16 protein-coding genes are annotated in these 19,710 nt (G+C 42.4%); 10 read left to right on the forward strand and 6 right to left on the reverse strand.

The window, feature by feature from the left end; translation table 11 throughout:
• Positions 1-123: 123 nt before the first annotated feature.
• Positions 124-1,584 carry a TM0106 family RecB-like putative nuclease gene (locus NSTC745_RS32135; RefSeq protein WP_445634644.1) on the reverse strand — a complete coding sequence of 487 codons (1,461 nt, stop codon included), beginning with the start codon at positions 1,582-1,584 and terminating at the stop codon, positions 124-126.
• Between the two features lie 128 nt (positions 1,585-1,712).
• Here NSTC745_RS32135 and NSTC745_RS32140 point away from each other — a divergent pair, with 128 nt between their 5' ends.
• The 8 genes from NSTC745_RS32140 (at position 1,713) to NSTC745_RS32175 (ending at position 8,438) form a co-directional block, all read left to right on the forward strand.
• On the forward strand, positions 1,713-2,906 hold the full coding sequence (locus tag NSTC745_RS32140; protein ID WP_445638731.1) for an aminotransferase class V-fold PLP-dependent enzyme: 1,194 nt from the start codon (positions 1,713-1,715) through the stop codon (positions 2,904-2,906).
• A gap of 112 nt (positions 2,907-3,018) precedes the next feature.
• Positions 3,019-4,101 carry a glycosyl transferase gene (locus NSTC745_RS32145; RefSeq protein ID WP_445638732.1) on the forward strand — a complete coding sequence of 361 codons (1,083 nt, stop codon included), beginning with the start codon at positions 3,019-3,021 and terminating at the stop codon, positions 4,099-4,101.
• An 8-nt stretch (positions 4,102-4,109) separates the two neighbouring features.
• Positions 4,110-4,499: a hypothetical protein gene (locus tag NSTC745_RS32150; RefSeq protein ID WP_445634645.1), complete on the forward strand. Its 390-nt coding sequence runs from the start codon at positions 4,110-4,112 to the stop codon at positions 4,497-4,499.
• Between the two features lie 43 nt (positions 4,500-4,542).
• The gene (locus NSTC745_RS32155) at positions 4,543-4,956 is read left to right on the forward strand and encodes a secondary thiamine-phosphate synthase enzyme YjbQ (RefSeq protein ID WP_096537801.1); all 414 of its coding nucleotides are present in this window, start codon (positions 4,543-4,545) and stop codon (positions 4,954-4,956) included.
• A 271-nt stretch (positions 4,957-5,227) separates the two neighbouring features.
• Complete coding sequence (locus NSTC745_RS32160; protein ID WP_445634646.1) at positions 5,228-5,977, forward strand: hypothetical protein; 750 nt, start codon at positions 5,228-5,230, stop codon at positions 5,975-5,977.
• A gap of 40 nt (positions 5,978-6,017) precedes the next feature.
• Positions 6,018-6,806 carry a Nif3-like dinuclear metal center hexameric protein gene (locus tag NSTC745_RS32165; protein WP_445638733.1) on the forward strand — a complete coding sequence of 263 codons (789 nt, stop codon included), beginning with the start codon at positions 6,018-6,020 and terminating at the stop codon, positions 6,804-6,806.
• 313 nt (positions 6,807-7,119) lie between these two features.
• Positions 7,120-7,338 (forward strand): hypothetical protein, encoded by a 219-nt coding sequence (locus NSTC745_RS32170; RefSeq protein WP_445634647.1) that lies wholly within the window; start codon positions 7,120-7,122, stop codon positions 7,336-7,338.
• Positions 7,339-8,126: 788 nt separating this feature from the next.
• The gene (locus tag NSTC745_RS32175; protein WP_096537805.1) at positions 8,127-8,438 is read left to right on the forward strand and encodes a DUF6679 family protein; all 312 of its coding nucleotides are present in this window, start codon (positions 8,127-8,129) and stop codon (positions 8,436-8,438) included.
• A gap of 149 nt (positions 8,439-8,587) precedes the next feature.
• On the opposite strand, the gene NSTC745_RS32180 is transcribed toward NSTC745_RS32175, so the two are convergent.
• The 4 genes from NSTC745_RS32180 to NSTC745_RS32195 all read right to left on the reverse strand — a co-directional run bounded on the left by NSTC745_RS32180 (position 8,588) and on the right by NSTC745_RS32195 (position 16,445).
• On the reverse strand, positions 8,588-10,255 hold the full coding sequence (locus tag NSTC745_RS32180; RefSeq protein WP_096537806.1) for an MBL fold metallo-hydrolase: 1,668 nt from the start codon (positions 10,253-10,255) through the stop codon (positions 8,588-8,590).
• A 603-nt stretch (positions 10,256-10,858) separates the two neighbouring features.
• Entirely contained in the window at positions 10,859-11,326 is a 468-nt protein-coding gene (locus NSTC745_RS32185) for a DUF29 domain-containing protein (RefSeq protein ID WP_445634648.1), read from the reverse strand.
• A gap of 368 nt (positions 11,327-11,694) precedes the next feature.
• The gene (locus NSTC745_RS32190) at positions 11,695-14,841 is read right to left on the reverse strand and encodes an efflux RND transporter permease subunit (RefSeq protein WP_445634649.1); all 3,147 of its coding nucleotides are present in this window, start codon (positions 14,839-14,841) and stop codon (positions 11,695-11,697) included.
• A gap of 146 nt (positions 14,842-14,987) precedes the next feature.
• Positions 14,988-16,445, reverse strand: a complete 1,458-nt coding sequence (locus tag NSTC745_RS32195; RefSeq protein WP_445634650.1) for an efflux RND transporter periplasmic adaptor subunit — start codon at positions 16,443-16,445, stop codon at positions 14,988-14,990.
• Positions 16,446-17,182: 737 nt separating this feature from the next.
• On the opposite strand from NSTC745_RS32195, the gene NSTC745_RS32200 reads away from it, so the two are divergent.
• The gene (locus NSTC745_RS32200) at positions 17,183-18,064 is read left to right on the forward strand and encodes an Npun_R2479 family HD domain-containing metalloprotein (protein ID WP_445634651.1); all 882 of its coding nucleotides are present in this window, start codon (positions 17,183-17,185) and stop codon (positions 18,062-18,064) included.
• Positions 18,065-18,182: 118 nt separating this feature from the next.
• Positions 18,183-19,298, forward strand: coding sequence for an ABC transporter permease (locus NSTC745_RS32205; RefSeq protein WP_445634652.1), 1,116 nt, complete (start codon positions 18,183-18,185; stop codon positions 19,296-19,298).
• A gap of 88 nt (positions 19,299-19,386) precedes the next feature.
• Here the strand turns inward: NSTC745_RS32205 and NSTC745_RS32210 are convergent, their stop codons facing one another.
• Entirely contained in the window at positions 19,387-19,608 is a 222-nt protein-coding gene (locus tag NSTC745_RS32210; protein WP_445634653.1) for a hypothetical protein, read from the reverse strand.
• Positions 19,609-19,710 lie beyond the last annotated feature (102 nt).

Raw genomic sequence — 19,710 nt, forward strand, 5'->3', positions numbered from 1 at the left:
GACTGGGTAATTATACCAATTCTCTCTAATCCGGCAACATATTCAAATTTCTCTAAATGTCATCGGAATTGGTATTAGAAACTCTTTCCCCACTCCCCACTCCTCATTAGGATTTAGCACTAATTAAGCGAGTTGCCAAGCATATTCATCCTCGAAAAACTGAACGAGCCAGTCTTTAACTAGGCGGGTGGCGCGGCAGTCATCTTCGTTGTAGCTTTGGATACTTTCTAATAAAGTACGATCGCCTGTTTTTAACCATTGCTCGTACCAGTGAATACACTTAGCTCCACTAGCTTCTTTATTACGCCACTCAAATCCCAACCAACGAGCGATCGCTTTGAGAGCATAGCTTTCTACAGGCAATGCTACGCTTTGGGTTAATTGTTCGTATATATCGACAAATCTATTCAGTACGGGACGCACGGAGGAGTAAGGAGTATTATAAAGCTTTGCCAGCCGTTGGACTGTATCAAATTCATACACACAAAAATGATAAATTGGTGCTTGGGGATATTGCCAAACCAAATTCAAAAATTGCTGCCAAACTAATTCTTCGTCTTCTGGTTTATCTGCTAAAAAAGAATAAAATTGTTCTGTGTTGGCAACTCTATCTACCACCAAAACACCCAAAAGATAATTTAAATCCAAGTCTGGTTGTGCCTCAATATCAAAGTAAAGCTCTATAGGTGCTGTGAATGTAATATTTTCCTTTGGTAGCGGATACGGTAAAATTAAAGGTCGTTTTTGCAGTACAGATTGAGCTTGCACTACTAACTTCGCCGCTACTTGGCTGTCAAAACCAACTAGGTTTTCGAGAATGGCTGGACTGGTGTTGGCGAGAGATTCCAGTGTAGTTATATTTAAGGTTTGGAGTTGAGTGTAGCGAATGGGTGTTACACCTGGTAAGAGTGAGAGATGTTGCTGAGTTTGAGCGATCGCATAACATTGACTATACCAATGACAAAGATTACACTTCTGTCGAGAAATAAACACCTCTGGCGGATTTGGTAACTCTAAAACTTGAATAAATTCTTCCAGAATTTGCTGCATTTGTGGCGTCCATTTAAACAAATCCACCGCATAACTAGTGTTTTTAGTTCGCAAAATCAACAAAGCTGTTTCGGGTACAACTCCTTGGACTGTTGCCAAAACTTGGGCATGAAACGCGGCCACAACTTGATATTCTTGTTTAGGACGCTTACCGAGTTCAATACTAGCCGGCACATACATCCAATCTCCAAAATGAGATTGTCCTGGCTGTTTAACCAGTAAATCTGGACGACTCAGTAAGGTGTATGCTTCAGAATAAGTTGCTGACAACACTCCTTTATAGATGTACTCAACTCCTCGTTGCATCAATTCTAAAGTTGCCTTTTCTCCGGCTTTCCAACTTCCATATGGATAATCAGGCTGCTGGTAAGTCAGCTGTGCCAAATTACTCAGTTGATGAGCAATTTTGTCTTGTTGGAGTTTCCCCAATAGTTCATTCGGAGCATCACGCTGACCTTTGTCACCGTGGATATCTAAAAAAGATCGGCGTTTACACCGTTGGTATTGCAGTAGGAGTTCAGCATTAATCAGCATTTCTTTAAGTTAACAACAATTAGCACTCTCTGGGGGTGGCTCAGACAATTAATAATGGAATGGGAGTTGACTGTTGGCTGTTGGCTGTTAACAAATGACTAATGACTAATCCAAAATCCAAAATTAATATGGCCACTAGTTCTGTTGCACAAACCAGATTGCATCGCCATCGAGAGCAATTTCCGGCATTATCTAATAAGACTTATTTTAATTATGGAGGACAAGGGCCGATGCCTCTTGGGGCGATGGATGCGATCGCTCAAACTCAAGCCGATCTTCAGCATATAGGCCCCTTTGGTAATGAGGCATATCGCTGGCTAAGGGCGCAAGTGCAAGCTGCTAGAGCTGCGATCGCTTCCGAGTTCCAGATCCCAACTGATACAATCAGCCTGACTCAGAATGTCACTGTTGGCTGTAATATCGCTATGTGGGGTCTAGAATGGCGGGCTGGCGACCATATACTAATCTCAGATTGCGAACACCCAGGCGTGATTGCCACAGCCCAAGAAATTAGCAGGCGATTCTCTGTAGAAGTTAGTACCTGTCCCCTAAAGGCAACTTTAAATGAAGGCGACCCCGTAAAAGTTATTACCCGGCATTTGCGCCCCAACACCCGCCTAGTAATATTAAGCCATGTTTTCTGGAATACAGGTCAGGTTTTACCTCTCGATAAAATTGCCGAAGTATGCAGAAATAATCATTCTGCATTATTAATAGATGCTGCCCAATCTGCTGGTTTATTGCCTTTAAACTTGACTGAATTGGGAGTAGATTTTTATGCTTTCACCGGTCACAAATGGTTATGCGGCCCTGCTGGTGCAGGGGGTTTGTACGTGCGACCAGAAGCGCGAGAAAGCCTCAAACCTACATTTATTGGCTTGAATGGCATTGTTGTCGATAGCCAATCTCAGCCTGTGGATTGGCTTCGCGATGGGCGACGATATGAAGTCTCTACAGTAGCTTATCCTTTGTATGTCGGTTTGCGGGAGGCGATCGCTATCCATCAACAATGGGGAACCTCACAAGAACGTTACGAACAAATTTGTCACAACAGTGAGTATCTCTGGCAAAAGCTAGCAACGTTAACCGATGTTAAATGTCTGCGAACTTCTCCACCAGAAAGCGGCATAGTCTCTTTTGAACTGACAAATAATCAGGCTCAAGCTCATCTTAAATTAGTCGAATTTTTAGACTCACAAAAAATATTAACTCGTACAATTGCCAACCCTAGCTGTATCCGGCTCACCGTTCATTACTTTACTTTAGAATCGGAAATCGACCAATTAATTGAGGCGATTCAAACTTTTTGCAAAAATAGTTAAAAGTTAATAACTAACAATTAGGAGTTGGAATTAAAATTCTAACTCCTAATGACAAATGACCAATGACAAATGACCAATGACCAATGACCAATGACCAATGACAAACTTAAAAATGGAACGCCCAATTTTATATTTAGCCATCACTAACCACGGATTCGGTCATGCTACCCGCATGGCTTCTGTAGCTGCAACAATTCAAAAGTTATGTCCAGAAGTTCTGCTAATTATGGTGACCACTGCGCCGCGTTGGTTGTTAGAGTGCTACATAGAAGGCGATTTTATCTATCGTCCCCGTGCATTTGATTTGGGTGTGGTGCAAGCAGACAGTTTAACAATGGATAAAGCAGCGACTTTAGAAAAGTTGCTGGATATTAAAAAGCATCAAAATTCGTTAATTGCTTCAGAAGTTAACTTTATTCGTCAAAATCGCGTGAATCTCATCTTGGCAGATATTCCCTTTCTTGCTTCTGGATTTGCGAATGCTGCAAACATTCCCTGCTGGATGATTAGTAACTTTGGTTGGGACTTGATTTATCGAGATTGGGGAGGTGAATTTTTAGCAGTTGCAGACTGGATTAGTGATTGGTATTCAAAGTGCGATCGCCTCTTTCGTCTTCCTTTCCACGAAGAAATGCAAGCTTTTAACAATATCACAGATATTGGCTTAACAGGTGGTTCTCCCCATTATCCCCTTGATGATTTACGCTCTCTTTGGAGAATAACTACACCAGTCGAAAAAACTATTTTATTAACTTTTGGTGGCTTGGGTTTACAGCAAATTCCCTATCATAATTTAAAACAATTCCCAGATTGGCAATTCATTGTTTTCGATGCATCTGCCCCCGATCTACCAAATTTAGTAAAAATTAATGACCGCAAATACCGTCCTGTAGATTTTATGCCCATTTGCGGGCGAGTCTTTTCCAAACCTGGTTACGGTACTTTTGCTGAAGCCACAAAATTACAAGTACCGTTAGTTACTCTTGTGCGTGAAGATTTTGCTGAAGCAAGTTATTTAATAGAAGGCATAACTAACTACAACCAACATCAAATTATTACTCCTGCTGACTTTTTTGAAGGGACTTGGAATTTTCTGCGTGAGTCACCCCAACCACCAAAGCAATCCCAACCAATTGCTAAGGATGGTAATGAAGCGATCGCTCAGGCTGTAATTAATTATTTTCAGTCAAATTAAAATCAATAATGGAAAGTTCAACAATAGATAAAGAAACGTTAGAATTAGCTGCCCAAGATGTACGTCGAATCCTTGAAAGACAAAAGGAAGAACGCCAAGTTTTAATCGCTCAGATGAACATCTTGTTTGTAACAAACACAGCATTATTAAGTTTTCTAACAATATCTAGACTAATTACCAAATATAGCTCTTTCAGTGTATTAGAAACATTGTTATTGCTTTTCAACTTTCTGCTACTAATCTGGGCTTTATTACCACGTAAATTTTTTGTCAGTCGCAACCTAGAAACTGAAGATTTTCAAAATAGATATTTGGGGTTTTCACTTCAAGAATATCATTTACATATGTTGGCGAACTTGAGAGAGACTTATAATAAAAATCAGAAGCAAGTAAATTGAACTGGCAACTAACTTTTCCTGTCACCAATAATTATTGTTTCAAATGAGTCACTACCAAAAGTTATTAAGAATTACCACCACTGGTAAATCTTTTTACAATATCACTAATAAAATTGAAGCGATCGTTGCAGAATCGGGTGTTGAAACTGGTCTTTGCACTTTATTTTTACGCCACACTTCAGCCAGCTTAGTTATCCAAGAAAACGCCGATCCTGATGTTCTTGTCGATCTAGCTAATTTTATGGCAAAACTAGTGCCAGAATCAGCTAAATATATTCACGATGCAGAAGGCGCCGATGACATGCCAGCACATATTCGTACAGCCCTCACTCACACTTCTGAACATATCCCCATCAATCGCGGCCATTTGGTACTGGGAACTTGGCAGGGAATTTATATTTGGGAACACCGCCAGCGCAGCCATTCAAGGGAATTAGTTGTCCACATTTCTGGATAAAAATTATCAAATTTAATTTGTTTAAAGCGCAACTTTATAGAGTTTAAATACTCTGTTGTTACTGCCTAGCCTTTGGATAGAATATTATAAACCTTGCTGTAATCCCTTTTTGGTGCAAAATCTTCATAGAAATAAACCATATACATACTGAAAATTTTGTGTGTATCAGTTTGTAAATAAAAAATTAAGTTTGTTTATAGTTTTTTAATAATTTGTTTATTTAAAGATAAACTAATACTTAATGTCAGTTGGGCGGGCTATTTCAATTACTATGAAGCAAGAACTAACACCGACTCATACTTTCCAAGTTATCGATCGAATACTTGCCCAGTACTCTGTTAATCTTTTGTCACTGAATCCCGAAAAAAAAATAATTACCAGTTTTGCGGAATTGGGTAATTTAATTGCCGAAGAAAATACCGACATCCAAATTATCACAACTCTTCAGGAAACTTTGGAATGTATAGTTGATAGCCAGTTGCAAAATTTTCCAGAAAACATATTCTGGGATTTTGATTTTTTGGTAAGTAGTATGCTGAGACAGGCTTTAGTAGCAGAGGAAGGTGCTGTTTCTTTTTTAAAGACTTTTTGTGAAAAGATGGTTTCCCTGACAGAGATGTTCGGAATTCACACAGAAATTCGCTTTCGCTACGTCCACGACTTTCTATATGGATTTGATTGGGCAAGATGGGTACAGAAAGATCCGCAAAATCGTGCACATATAGAACCTTTTAGCTTAGTTTTTTTTGATTATTTACTGACTAAAGGTAAGGAACTGATACAACGTATTAGCCACGGTCAAATTACTTATTATAAATTGTGTGACACGGGCTACCGCAATCCCTTCTCCTTTTCTCGCGAACCAAAAGATGAATATCGTTTGTTAACTTATCTTGCCCAGGAAGAACTGATTCCCGTAGCAGTATGGAACTGGAATGCTAGCCCTGTATGGAATAAACCTTTCCAAGAAATACGTCAGCAAATAGCATTAAAATTAGATATTCAACCACAGAAACACTGATTAGCAATCAGAAATTACAACTTAAAAATTAATATTAATGATGAAAATTGCTGATTTAATTACTTGGTTTGAAGCATGGGCAAATCCCGCTTGGTGTGAAAGCTGGGATAATTGTGGCTGGCAGATTGAGCCTGGAGTGTTGCAGGAAAGAGCACGAGTATTGGTGTGTTTGACACCAACTCTAGCAGTAATGCACGAAGCGATCGCTTTAAATGCTAATCTAATTTTTGCCCATCATCCTCTGATTTTTACACCTCCCAAGTCCTTACACAGTGGTGAGGCGATCGCAGAAATGGCACGCTTGGCTTTTACCAATAATATTGGTATTTACAGCGCCCACACGAATTTTGACCAAGTAGACGATGGTACTGCTGATGTCTTGGCTCAAATTTTGCAACTTCAACAAGTTACTCCCATATTACCTACACAGCCTGGATTAGGATATGGTCGTGTTGGTTTGCTAGAGCCATCGATGACACTAGAGGAATTACTAACAAAAATTCAAACCAGACTTGCTCCTCCAAATTTAATTTTTTCACCAACAGCTAATTTACAGCAAATAATTTCACGAGTTGCCGTTTTGGGTGGTTCGGGAGCTAGTTTCATTTCAGCAGTTAGCAAAGCTGGCGCCCAAGCCTACCTAACTTCTGACTGCAAATTTCATCAATTTCAAGAAAGCCGCGATCGCAATCTGATTTTAATCGACGCCGGACATTATGCTACCGAACGTCCTGCTTGCGATCGCTTGGTGCAAAAATTCCAGTCCTTGAACCTCGACTGGGTGCAATTGAGTCAAAAAGATGAGGATTTTCGCCAGTTCTTTGCTTGATTGCCTTTGTTTAACTATTTGTTTAACTATTATTTAGAATGCTTGCCTCAAAGTTTTACTATATTTTAATATTCTTAAATCACCAACGATCGATCGATCTAAACAGCAAAGCTACTGAAAATCTTTGTATTCATCTATGCGCGTATAGTACATACTAAATGCGCCAACAACTTATATATCAATCTTTACTGTGATGTAAATCACTAAACACATGTAATGATAATCACATATTATTCATGTTCCATATCAATTAGGAGCAGAGGGAAATATTCCACACTGGATGTTATAAATCGCTCACTCTGGCCTAATCAAGATGATTCGCACAATCGTTGAATCTGCTTTTCAAACTGGATATCTTAGTGTTGAATCTGAAGGTTTACTCCATCAAGTGCTGGCTACTAAATGCTACAACTCAGAGGATTTGTCAGCCCTCGCAGGCCTATACGATGCAGTTCGCACAGGTCAAATTAAACGAGAAGCATCCTCGTCCAATATGCTAATGGAATTACCTCTACCGAATAAATCTTTTTGATACTTATATAAGGGTAGTAAGGCACACAGGGACAAGGAGACAAAAATAGAAGTTGGAGCCAAGCCTTTCGACATAGAAGCTTTGCCGCAAGCATCCAAACTTCTTCTGTTGGAGACGCTGCGCGAACGAGGAAAAGGGAAAAATCGCAACAAGTCTTTCCTCCCAAGTTTTGTTCGCCCCAAACCGACCTCAGGCTTCTCTTCTTGTCTGTGTGTCCTCACTTCCCCATCCCCTTGTTCCTCCGTGTCCCCGTGTCCTCTTTTCCATCTTTCTCCAACTCTTGTGCAAGCAAAAACCTGAAAACTCAAAACTCTTTGTGTGTTGTTTTTGAAAATCATCAAGGTCAGCAAGAGAATGAGTTAAGATCAAATACACAGGGGTAAAAGTAAAGCCAAGTCCCCGGACTTCTTAATAATGCCAATGACTACAAGTAGGCAAATTAAACAACCGCAATCAACGCTTGTTTCTCAGTATTTTTTATTACATAATGGTAGAAAGGACTCACCAGCAAATATTAACCTTGCGAGGAGAAATCCTGACTTGTTCGACTTCTATGAAGCAAACATTCCCTAAAAGCCCGAAAGAGATTGAGTTCACTGGTAAGGCAACCATTGGTTGATGACCCAAAATATCCTAGATTCTGACAACTACAAGCAAATCTTGAGATAGGGTTATGAGGCGTACTTGTTCTCAACCGTGAAATTAATCTCTTAAGGGTGTAATCTAATGGGGTCAAACCCAGATTTTGACAGGTTTAACTACGTTGTTTAAAAAGGCAGAAGCAGTACATGCTACACCGCAAGATTTATCAACTGTGTTGCGACGGGCGGGAGGTATGTGTTTTCTTGCGGGATCAGCAACGCTGGATTGAGCGTGCCCGCATCATAGACATAGAGGGAGATTTAGTAACCCTGCGCTATGAAACAGACGAAGAGGACGAAATTTGTTCTTGGGAAGAAATGGTTCGTCTTGAGAGCATCGGTGCTGTAACACAAAAGTTAGCTTCAGTGCCACGCGGAAATGTGGAACCTCTCCTGACAGAGGATTGTCCCGAAGCCGAACGCATCCGCAATCGTTACACTGACTCCAATCCTGAATAATTAGTCATTAGTCATTGGTCATTGGTCATTAGTCATTGGTCATTTATTATTTGCAAACACAAATGACAAAGGACAAATGACGAAGGACAAAGCGCAAAGTCCGATCGGAGGAAACCTCCGCTCGGAACTTTGTAAGAGAGGGCAAATGACTATTGACTATCATTTAACCGCTCGAAAGCAGGACAGTAACCTTCTAAAGTTACCTTAAAGTTATACAATGGGGAAGCTGGATTCCAACACCGCTGCCCCCTTTGATGTCGGCAAGTACCGCAACAGTCTACATCAGTCCATGTATAGCGATCGCTATTTTGATTGAGCAGTTCTCGCTGAGACAATCCCCGTAATACTAGTTCCTCCCCTTGCCAGCGAGCTTCGATTAAGCCAGTATCAGCAAAATGTTGCCAGCGAGGATCGGCTGTGATGGCATCGGGGAGGGTGATTGTAACTACTGTTCCTAACTCCGTCAGTTCGCCTTCGTAATTCGTCTCTGGGGCTGCGGGTTGCAAGAACGTATCGCCAATGGGCAATTCCACCAAAGTCTCAGCCGCTGGAGAATGTATGTGATAGCGGTTTTGTAACTCCTCTAAGCTTGTGAGGTCGGCTAAGTAGGCAGGAGAACCGTGGACAAAAATCACGTGCTGGGGTCGCAAATTATGAATTAGTTGCGTAGTACCAGGGCCATCACTATGCTGAGCTAAGAGGTAGCTTTCGACAGTGGTGGGTGCTAAATATTTTTTGTTAAGTTTTATATCAATTTTTTCTGGTACGAGGATCAGCCAAGGGCCGGTATTAAGTTGGCAGTGTTCGCGTAAATCAGCTGTCGAATCAGTTAGGACAATACAAGGAGACTTGCCAACAGTGGCACGTTCTTCTGGGTGCAAACGACGCACCCGCGGACGCACCCGTTCGTCCCAAAATAAAGGTTGATGGCGCGCAAAGTTCTGTACTGATGGGGGGAGGTGGGGCAGCAGTTCTAGGTAAGCGTCGCAGCCAGTGGCGACGGCACCATCCACCCAGATATCTAAATCTCGTCCAGTGAAGTGGTGATGAGAGCGCAAGAGCATCAATAGTTCTTGACCCAGCCCTAAAGCGGGGGTGGGGAGAATTACAGAACAACGCTCGGCGATCGCTCGATTAATTCGCTCTGCTAATTGATTTTCTTGGTTGCGGCGATGGGGATGGCGGGATGTGCCATAAGTGCCTTCAATAATTAGCACATCCAAGTCTAAGCCCCGTAATTCCTCTAAACGCAAACCTTCTACTAGGCGGGAGTTGGATAAGAAAAAGTCCCCTGTATACAGTAGCTTGTAACTACGGTGTTGGGTGGTGTAGGTGAGGAGAATTGCCACTGCTCCTGGTAGATGCCCTGCGGGAAATAATTCTGCCACTAGACCGTCTTGGAATTCCACTGGCGATCGCAACGGCAAAGCGTGACAAAATTGAGAGATTTTTTCGGGGTCTTGATCTTGCCAATTCAGTGGCAGTAACTTACTGGTTACTTCGCTGCCATAAATGGGTAACTTAGGAAAAGCTTTGTGCAGTGCCAGTAAGCCTCTGGCGTGATCTGGGTGGGCGTGACTAACTAAAACTAAATCTGCTGGTAGGGGCGGACTCGCTCCACGTACCGACTTGCCAAGCCCCCTCCCCAGCGATGAGATGTCCTCCAAACCACAATCTAACAAAATGCGGTGTGGCCCCATCTTCACTAATAAACACACGCCCTCATCGTGATGCTGAACGCTATAGGGCAAACATTCTAATTCACTACCCGCTTCCCCAGCATCTACGCGAGAGGATGCCGACAGATTATCCCTCATGCTCTCCTCCCCTCAAACCTCATCGTCATGGACATATCCCAAAACCCAAAAATTGCACAAATTTCGGTTTTGTGACTTAGGGGTAAGTTTTATCATGCGCCCCTACACCCTGAGAATACGGATTTTTGATTGGGGAGGACGCCTCTACCGAACCCGCACGAGTTCGGAAAAGTTGGATAACGAGAGAGCTATCAAACTACTAGCTCAAGGAGCCTTGCCTCTTGCCTGTTTTCCCTGTGAAAGTTATGAGCGCTCTTAGCCAACTTACCCTACGGAAAGTTGCCCCAGCGTCTACAAATTTCTCTTAATGCGCCGAACCATTGCCGTGATAGTTATCTGAGTCATAGAATCCGTTTTTCGTGCCAAAAAATAGACACGAAACCGTAAATATAACTGTTAAACCAGCTAGAATCAGCTTGACATCCATTTGTTTGCTGTCCTTTCTTCAAGACTTTCCTATATTAATTTAGTGCTTCCACAATCAAATGGAATCACTAGAAAATCTTTACTATGCATATATCGATTGGGCAATAGGTAAAATTACCGCAATCAGTTCAGATTGTAGAACTTTTCGGTCAACCTGTCCATCCTTGAGACGTAAACCTACAGTCCGTAAAAATCTTCATCTAGAATTTGGTCGATGGAAAAAGGGCAGACTGTGGGATATTCACTTTCTTGGGGTATCCGAACTCCAAACTTAGCTAGCTTACCTTCCTTAATGGCTAGCTTGCGAGCATCTGGGTAGGCTTTTTCCACCGCTTCTACTAAAAAATTTTTTAAAGAAGGAGTATCTGCCAAATTATTGACAACTCGTTGGCGATGTTCAAGTATTGAGGTATACCAGCTGCCTTTCATTGTATCGGGTACATCATACTGAACTGGTAACTTGAGTAAATGCGACAACAAAATTGTGAGATTACTTTTGAGGGCATTTTTCTCTGCTTTGCCCAAATCAACCAGCTCCTCAATCAAATGCTCAATATCCAACGCCTCAAAATCATGATTTTGTAACTGTTGAATGGTTTGCTCAATCCATAATTGTAAATCGCGATCGTATAGTGGGTTAGGCATTTGTCAGATTAACTCCTAACTATTTAACATTGCAACTAGCTCCGAAAGTTTATTCGATCGCAGTGATGATGTGCGATCGCACAAATTTGGGCATGGAGCATTGGAGATGAGGGAGAATAATAACTCCTCACTCAACAAACAGTCCTCTGTCAACAGTCAAACTAATTCATTTTAATTATGAATTATGAATTAAGTAAGTGGACACAATCATTTAGAAGACGCATTTCGACTGCGCTCAATGCTCGACCTTTGAGAAAACGAGGCTTGAGCGACTTGCCCTGAGCGGAGTCGAAGGGAGTCGAAACCCGGTAATCTCAAGTTAGGTTTAATTTAGTCCTTCTACTTAATAATTATTTGGTCAACACTCCTTATTGCTGCGGTGGTTTCTTACCAAATCCATAGCGCAGTGTATCCATAATCCAAGTTTGGAAGTTGTCAATGTAGCTAAATATCACTGGCACTACCACCAGTGTTAACAGGGTGGAAGTTGTGAAACCGCCCATAATGGCAATTCCCATTGGTTGGCGGACTTCAGAACCGGTGCCAATTCCCAATGCTAAAGGCAGAGTACCTGCGATGGTTGCTAGGGAAGTCATGATAATCGGGCGCAAACGCGACACGCCAGCTTCTACTAGCGCTTGACGTTGGTTTTTGCCTTCCTGCATGTTGATGATGGTATAGTCTACTAACAAAATCGAGTTTTTAGTGACAATTCCTAACAGTAACACAACACCAATTAAGGCATATATTCCTAAAGGTTTTTGACCAACCATTAACGCTACCAATGTGCCGCCTAAACAAAACGGCAAAGCTGCCATAATCGATAACGGATGGAGAAAGTTGTTATACAGCAGCACCAGAATTGCATAGATAGACATTAATGCTAGTCCCAACGCGCTGCCAAAACGGCTGAAAATGTCTTGCATAATTTTGGCGCTACCTGAAGGTTGCTGTACTACTCCTGGGGGTAAGTTTTGCATTGCAGGTAGTTTGTTGATTGTTTCTACTGCTTGTCCTAAAGAAATACCTTGGAGGTTGGCTTCTACAGCTACTTGGCGGGAGCGATCGTAGCGGTTGATGGTAGCAGGGCCGCTACCAAAATGGATATCTGCTACTGCTACGAGGGGGACTAGTTTACCATTTTGGGTGGGGACTTGGAGATTTGTAATTGTGTTGATGTCAGCTCGTGCTTCGGGGTCGATTTGCACGCGAATGGGAATTTGCCGATCGCTCAAATTAAATTTTGCTAAATTGGCATCGTTGTCGCCAATGGTACCAAGGGAAGCAGTGCGGGCGATCGCTTGCACTGTCACTCCTAAATCTGCGGCCCGTTGCGGGTTTGGAATTACTAAAATCTCTGGTTTCACCAAACTTGCAGTTGAGGAAACTTCCACCAATCCCGGTATGCTTCGCATCTGTTTTTCTAAAGCATCAGCAGCTTGATTTAATGCTTGGGGATTTTCACTTCTGAGGACAATTGATAAACCTTTGCGGCTGTCACCTGGTGACTGGCTTTGAAAACTAATTCTCGCTCCTGGTATTTGCAAAAATTTAGGGCGTACTTGTTCCTCAAACTGTTTTTGGGAAATATCCCTTTCTTCTCTGGGTTTGAGATTAATAGTCAAGGTTGCAGAATTTATTTCTTCTGTTGCGAGTACCCCTGCAACTACTGGGTTTTGGCGGATGAGGTCAGTGGCTTGTGTTGCTACTTTGTTAACATCTGCCAAAGTGGAACCAGGAGGTAGTTCTATAGTGACGTTGGAAATTCCAAAGTCACCATCATCAACGAAACCCTTGGGAATTAAAGGAACTAGCATCACACTGGCAACGAAAAAAGCTAAGGCGATCGCCATTGTTGTCAATCTATGCCGTAACGCCCACTGGAGCAGCGATCTATAAGGTTGAAAACGCCGAGTTGTTGCGATTTTGCTACCGTTACCGCTACCTGGAAGTGTAAATTTAAAATTAAAGAATTTTATTACTCCCCTACCCTTGTGCCCCCCTGCCCCTCCGCCCCCCTGCTCCCTATCCTGCTTCTCTTCCAACAGATACGCCCCCATCATCGGCGTAATCATCCGCGCTACAAGGGTTGAGAAAATTGTGGAAACGGCAACGGTAACCCCAAATGGTTGGAAAAATTGCCCCGGAATCCCACCCATAAAAGCAACGGGCAAAAACACAGCAATAATCGTCGCCGAACTTGCGATTACCGCCAATCCGACTTCATCAGAAGAGTCAAAAGCTGCTTCCCAAGCTGATTTCCCCATTGCCATGTGTCGTTCCATGTTTTCAATTTCCACCACGGCATCATCAACTAAATTGCCCACCGCCAAGGCTAATGCCAACAAAGTCATGTTGTTGAGGGTGTAACCAAGAGCCTGCTGCACTGCAAAGGTGGGAATCATTGACAAGGGCAAAGCAACGGCGGTAATTAATGTGGCTTTCCAACTACGTAAAAATATTAAAATCACGATGACAGCCAACACCGAAGCTTGAATTAATTCATCAATGGTGCTTTGGTAAGATTGACGGACAACATCGGCTCTTGTAAAAATTAAATCGACTTTTACATCTGGAGGGAGTGTTTTTTCCAGTTCTTTAACAGCTGCTTTTACTCCTTGTTCCACGGTCACCAGGACGCTGCCAGTACTACGCAACACCTGAAAAGCTACAACGGGTTGATTGTTTAAATAGGCGGCTTGGCGAATATCCCCAAACTTATCTTCTACAGTTCCCAAACTGGATAAGGGTACGGAACCACCTGTTGGTAAGATGATTTCGTAGGTTTTCAAAATATCGACATTGCTAGCACTTCCAAGGGTGCGAATACTTTGTTCGCTACCACCGACTTCGGCACGTCCTCCAGGTAAGTTAATGTTTAAAGCGCGGATTTGGTCGTTTACTTGGGTGGCGGTGATACCTAAAGATTGCAAGCGGTCTGGATAGAGGTTAACGCGGATTTCTCGATCGACTCCACCGATACGCTGAATTTGTGCGACACCAGGAACTCCCAATAAGGCGCGGCTAATGGTTTGGTCTACGAGGTTGCTTAATTCTTCTACAGAACGGCGATCTGATTTCACGGCGTAGGTAACGATGGGGCCGCCAGAAAATTCCAGACGTTCGACAATTGGGTCATTGATATCTTGGGGTAAATCTTGGCGAATTTGAGCGATCGCATTGCGGACATCATTAGTGGCGCGATCGCTATCTGTACCCAAAACAAAATTGATTGTCGTCTGAGAACTACCATCGCTGACCTTGGAAATCATATTATCGATATTGCCCAAGCCAGCAACAGCATCTTCAATTTTTTTCGTTACTTGCGATTCTAGTTCCGTCGGCCCTGCACCCGGTTGGGTGACTTTTACCACAACTGCCGGCACATCAATATTTGGGTTCGTATCAATCCCTAAGGACATGAAGGAAAACCAACCCAATATCGTCAAAATTAAAAATAAAACTATCGTCGGAACAGGTTTTTTGATCGACCAAGCAGAGATATTAAAAGACATTGGGAAATTTTAGATTAGTTATTAGGCATTGGGCATTGGGCATTGGGCATTGGGTATGGGAAAAGGTTAAAGGGAAAAGGGAAAAGGAATAAATTTAATCTTTCCCCTTGTCCTCTTCCTATGCCCCATGCCCTATGCCTCATGCCCTAATTTACAATTCGCACTTTGTCGCCATCTTTGAGATATGGTGCACCATCAACTATTACACGTTCGCCTAATTGCAAGCCACTTTTGATTTCTACTTTGTCATCGTTAGCAGGATCTCCTAACTCTACTTTTTGGCTGCGGACTGTATCCTCAGCCGATATGGTAAATACGATTACACTTGAGTCTGCTTGGGACTGCACTGCTTTTTGCGGTACTACCATACTGATGGCTGAACTGGTAGTAATTGCAGCACGGGCAAACATTCCTGGTTTGAGGGGAGTTGTTGGTGGTAAGTCAATTTTTACTATAGCCTCACGTCTTTGATCGTTTACTAGTGGTTGTATTTCCCTGACTCGTCCTTGCGATCGCACGCGGCGATCGACATCAGAAGTAATTTGCACCGATGCACCAACTTTTACCTGTGTGAGTTGAGTTTCAGGCACTTTTGCTTGAAGCTCTAGTTTTTCATCCCGAATAATCGAAAATAGCTTTTGTGTACCACCAACTACAGTTCCCACTTGGGTTTGTGGTGGCACCCCAGTAACATCACCAACCCTAGCAAGTTTCTCGGCGATGACTCCAGAAACCGGCGCACGGACTACAGTTTGCCCCAATTGAGTTTGGAGTTGTTGCAACCTAGCAGCACTACTTTTGACATCGGCTTTGGCTTTGTTGATGCTGGCTTGGGCGTTGGTAATGTTCGACTGGGCACTTTTAACGCTGGCTTTGGCACTACGGACATTTTGTTGACCGAGATTCACAACTTCTATGGCAGTTTTCACTGCGTAGGAACGAGTGTCGAGTTCTTGTTTGCTAATGGTTCCAGAGTCGGCAAGTTGTTGATATCGTTGATAATTCTTACCTGCTTCCTCTAACTTTGCCTGGGCTTGGGCTAAATCTGCTTGTTTTTGCTGGACTATTGCCTGACTTGATGCCAAATCTGCCTGTCTGGATGCCAGATCTGCTTGTCGGGATTTGACATCTGCTTGTTTTGATTCCACATCTGCTCTTGCTTGGCTAATTTGGTTTTGGAGTACGGAATCATCCAATATGGCTAACACTTGACCATTTTTGACAAAAGCTCCTTCTTTGACATTTTCAGGGATGCTTTTAATTTGTAGTCCGTTTGTCTGGGGTAGCACCGGAATTAGATCGCTGGCTGTTACAGTACCAGTTGTTTTCAGGGTACGCATAACACGGGCGTTTTCCACTGCGGCGATGGTGACTGTCATCGCTGGGTTAACTTTTTTATCCGCGATCGCTCCTTGTTGGCGAGATGGCAGACGACTGAATACAGCCATACTACCAAAGGCGATCGCTATCCCTAAACCTGTACCTAAGAATAATGGCTTTAACCATGTTCTGGTTTGTTTTTGCTCCCATTTGTTTGGCAAGGTAGCATCTTCAGAGGTTACAGGTTCTTCCACCTCAACTTCTGAAAGACTTTCATCGCTCACAGTGCCACCTCCAATTCCTGTGTATGTTTACCAGTGTTAGTACTTTCTTAAGAAAACTTGAAATTTATTTACTTTATATCAAAAACGGCGCATTTTTTAGTCAATATGTTTTGGATGCGTGAGTATATAACATAACGAAACAATAATTATTTAACAGAATAATTACTTAAATAATACATAAGAAAATAATGTAAATTAAAATACAAACTAATGTAATTTCATCTATTAACTGTAGTATTGTGGCAAGACAAATTTCCAAAGTTGAAAATTCTCCCTTGTCCGGCTATCTCCAAATCTTTGTGTCAGTTTTAACCTATTGCTTTTCACTCGGTCGAGTATTACGTCACAGAGGATATGTATTTAGATCACTGCCGCTCGCGAGTTAAAAATGAAAAATTTAATAGATAAAGCTAATCTGGATTTATCTAATTAAAATTAAAAACGTTAATGTACTTTGCTATACTAGCTAGTTATTTTACTACGCAATCCATAATCCCTCTGAAACGTTTGTATTGCTGAAAATCCAAAGCTTATCCTGGAATGCAGTAGAGGTCAAGGTAGCGTCTACATCTAAACCTGAGTTAAAAAAGAGCAAACTGCATTGTCCCAAATTACACCAAGGGTATTGGGCTTGGAAAGAGGCAAAGGAGCAGGGAGCAGAGGGGGAGGATCTTCTCCCTTGTCTCCCTTGTCTCCCCAGTCCCTGAATAAAAAATTACATACCAAAGCAAACAGATATGTTCAATGCCACCGAAATTTTAATTGATGCCTTTGTAAATCAAATTCGAGAAGGCTACCGTCGCACCTATGGCTGCTTCAAAAATGACTATCAGGACATTATTGCCTGGGCTGGTAGCATGGCTTTGGAAAACATTGCCAATAGCGACGCCCTTTACCATAATGTTGAACACACTGTCTTAGTTACTCTGGTAGGGCAAGAAATTTTACGTGGCAAACACATCAGAGAAGGTGGTGTTTCCAGTGAAGATTGGCTGCATTTCATCATCTCCCTAGTCAGCCATGATATTGGCTACGTTAAAGGGGTTTGCCGACAAGACCGGGAAACAGCAGGGTTATATGCTACAGGTAAAAATGGCAGAATGATTTCTTTAGCTCCTGGGGCTTCTGATGCCAGCCTCACGCCATATCATGTCGATAGAGCAAAGCTGTTTATTGATGAGCGTTTTGGGGGTCACAAGTTAATAGATGCGGATGCGATTAAAAGCAATATTGAATTAACTCGATTTCCAGTGCCTGCGGCGGAGGATCAGCAAGATACAAAATGCTTTGCAGGATTAGTACGTGCTGCTGATTTGATTGGGCAATTAAGCGACCCACGTTACTTAAAGAAAATTAATTCTTTATTCTACGAGTTTGAAGAAACTGGCATGAATAAAGTCTTGAGCTATAAAACTCCTGCCGATTTACGTAAGAACTACGCGAAATTTTACTGGAATGGGGTATATCCCTATATCCAGGAAGGACTGCATTATCTGTCGCTGACACAACAAGGAAAACAAATTCTGGCTAATCTCTACTCGAATGTGTTTGTTGTAGAACACGAAAGACAACAAGAAGAACAACAACGGTATTTAGAGGAGTTAAGAGTTAAGAGTTAAAAGTGGGGAGTGGCGAGTTAAGAATTATTAACCATGAATTATGATAAACATGAAAGTTTGATAAATCAGAACTCAGAACTCCTAACTCATAACTCATAACTCATAACTTCTAACTACTATGGATTGGTGGCGACGACTGAAGAAAAATCCTTTGGCACGATTTGGGGCAATTTTGCTGTTAATTTTCTACATAGCGGTAATTGCAGCCGATTTCATTGCCCCTTATGACCCCTATGCCTCACAGCCTAATGGTTCATTGCTGCCACCAACTAAGGTGTATTGGGTTTCTCAATCGGGGCAGTTTATTGGGCCTCATGTTTATCCGACGACTCAGGGAGAGACGAATTTAGAAACAGGCGATCGCGAACTGATTGTAGACTTTAAAAAGCCCTCACCCTTGCGTCTATTTGTCTCTGGTGCAGAATACCGATTGTTACAGCTAACTTTGCCACTACCCCCCAAGTGGGATGAAGTTACAATTTTTCCCGGTATTCCCTTGAATTGGCATTTGTTTGGCACAACAAATAGCGTAAAATTTAACCTTTTAGGTACTGATGACCAAGGCCGCGACCAACTCAGTCGCTTGTTGTATGGCGGCCGCATCAGTATGTTTATCGGAATTTTTGGCGTTGCTATTTCCTTTCCTCTCGGTTTGCTGATAGGTGGAATTTCCGGCTACTTCGGAGGTTGGACAGATAGCATCATCATGCGCTTGGCAGAAGTGTTAATGACTTTCCCTAGTATTTATCTTTTGGTCACCTTGGGGGCAGTTTTGCCACCTGGGTTAAGCAGTACCCAGCGGTTTTTGTTAATTGTGGTGATTACTTCGGTTATTGGCTGGGCTGGTTTAGCACGGGTAATTCGCGGACAGGTACTATCAATTAAAGAGCGAGAATTTGTGCAAGCCTCACGGGCAATGGGCGGTAACCCGCTTTATATTATTGTCCGCCATGTTTTGCCGCAAACAGCTACCTATGTAATTATCTCTGCGACTCTGGCAGTTCCCAGCTTTATTGGTGCAGAAGCGATATTGAGTCTGATTGGTTTGGGTATTCAACAACCAGACCCCTCTTGGGGCAATATGCTTTCTCTGGCTAGTAATGCTTCAATTATGGTTTTGCAACCTTGGTTAATTTGGCCGCCGGCTATATTGATTATTCTGACAGTGCTGGCATTCAACTTACTCGGCGATGGTTTGCGAGATGCATTAGACCCGCGGAGTTTAAGGAGATAAGTTGTTAGGATAGCAAATGCGATCGCCGAAATAGTAAATGCTGTCGCAAAAACAGCAAATGCTGTCCCCGAAATAGTAAATGCTGTCGCTAAAATAACAAATGCTGTTGCTGAAATAGTAAATGTTGTCGCAAAAATAACAAATGCTGTCGCTGAAATAGCAAATGCTGTCGCTGAAATAGTAAATGCGATCGCCAAAATAGTAAATGCGATCGCAAAAACAGCAAATGCTCTCGCTGAAATAGTTTTTGCTGTCGCTGAAACCATTTCTCTAAAAATCTTTTCAACAAATAAATCGGCTGTAGGGGCACAACATGTTCATTCGTGTCAACTTAAGCTCAAAGCTTTGTTACACAGCCGTTTACCCCACCCCTCAATCCCCTCCCCGATGCCTTGGGGAGGGGAGGTTTTGC

The organism is Nostoc sp. DSM 114161 (assembly GCF_052692665.1).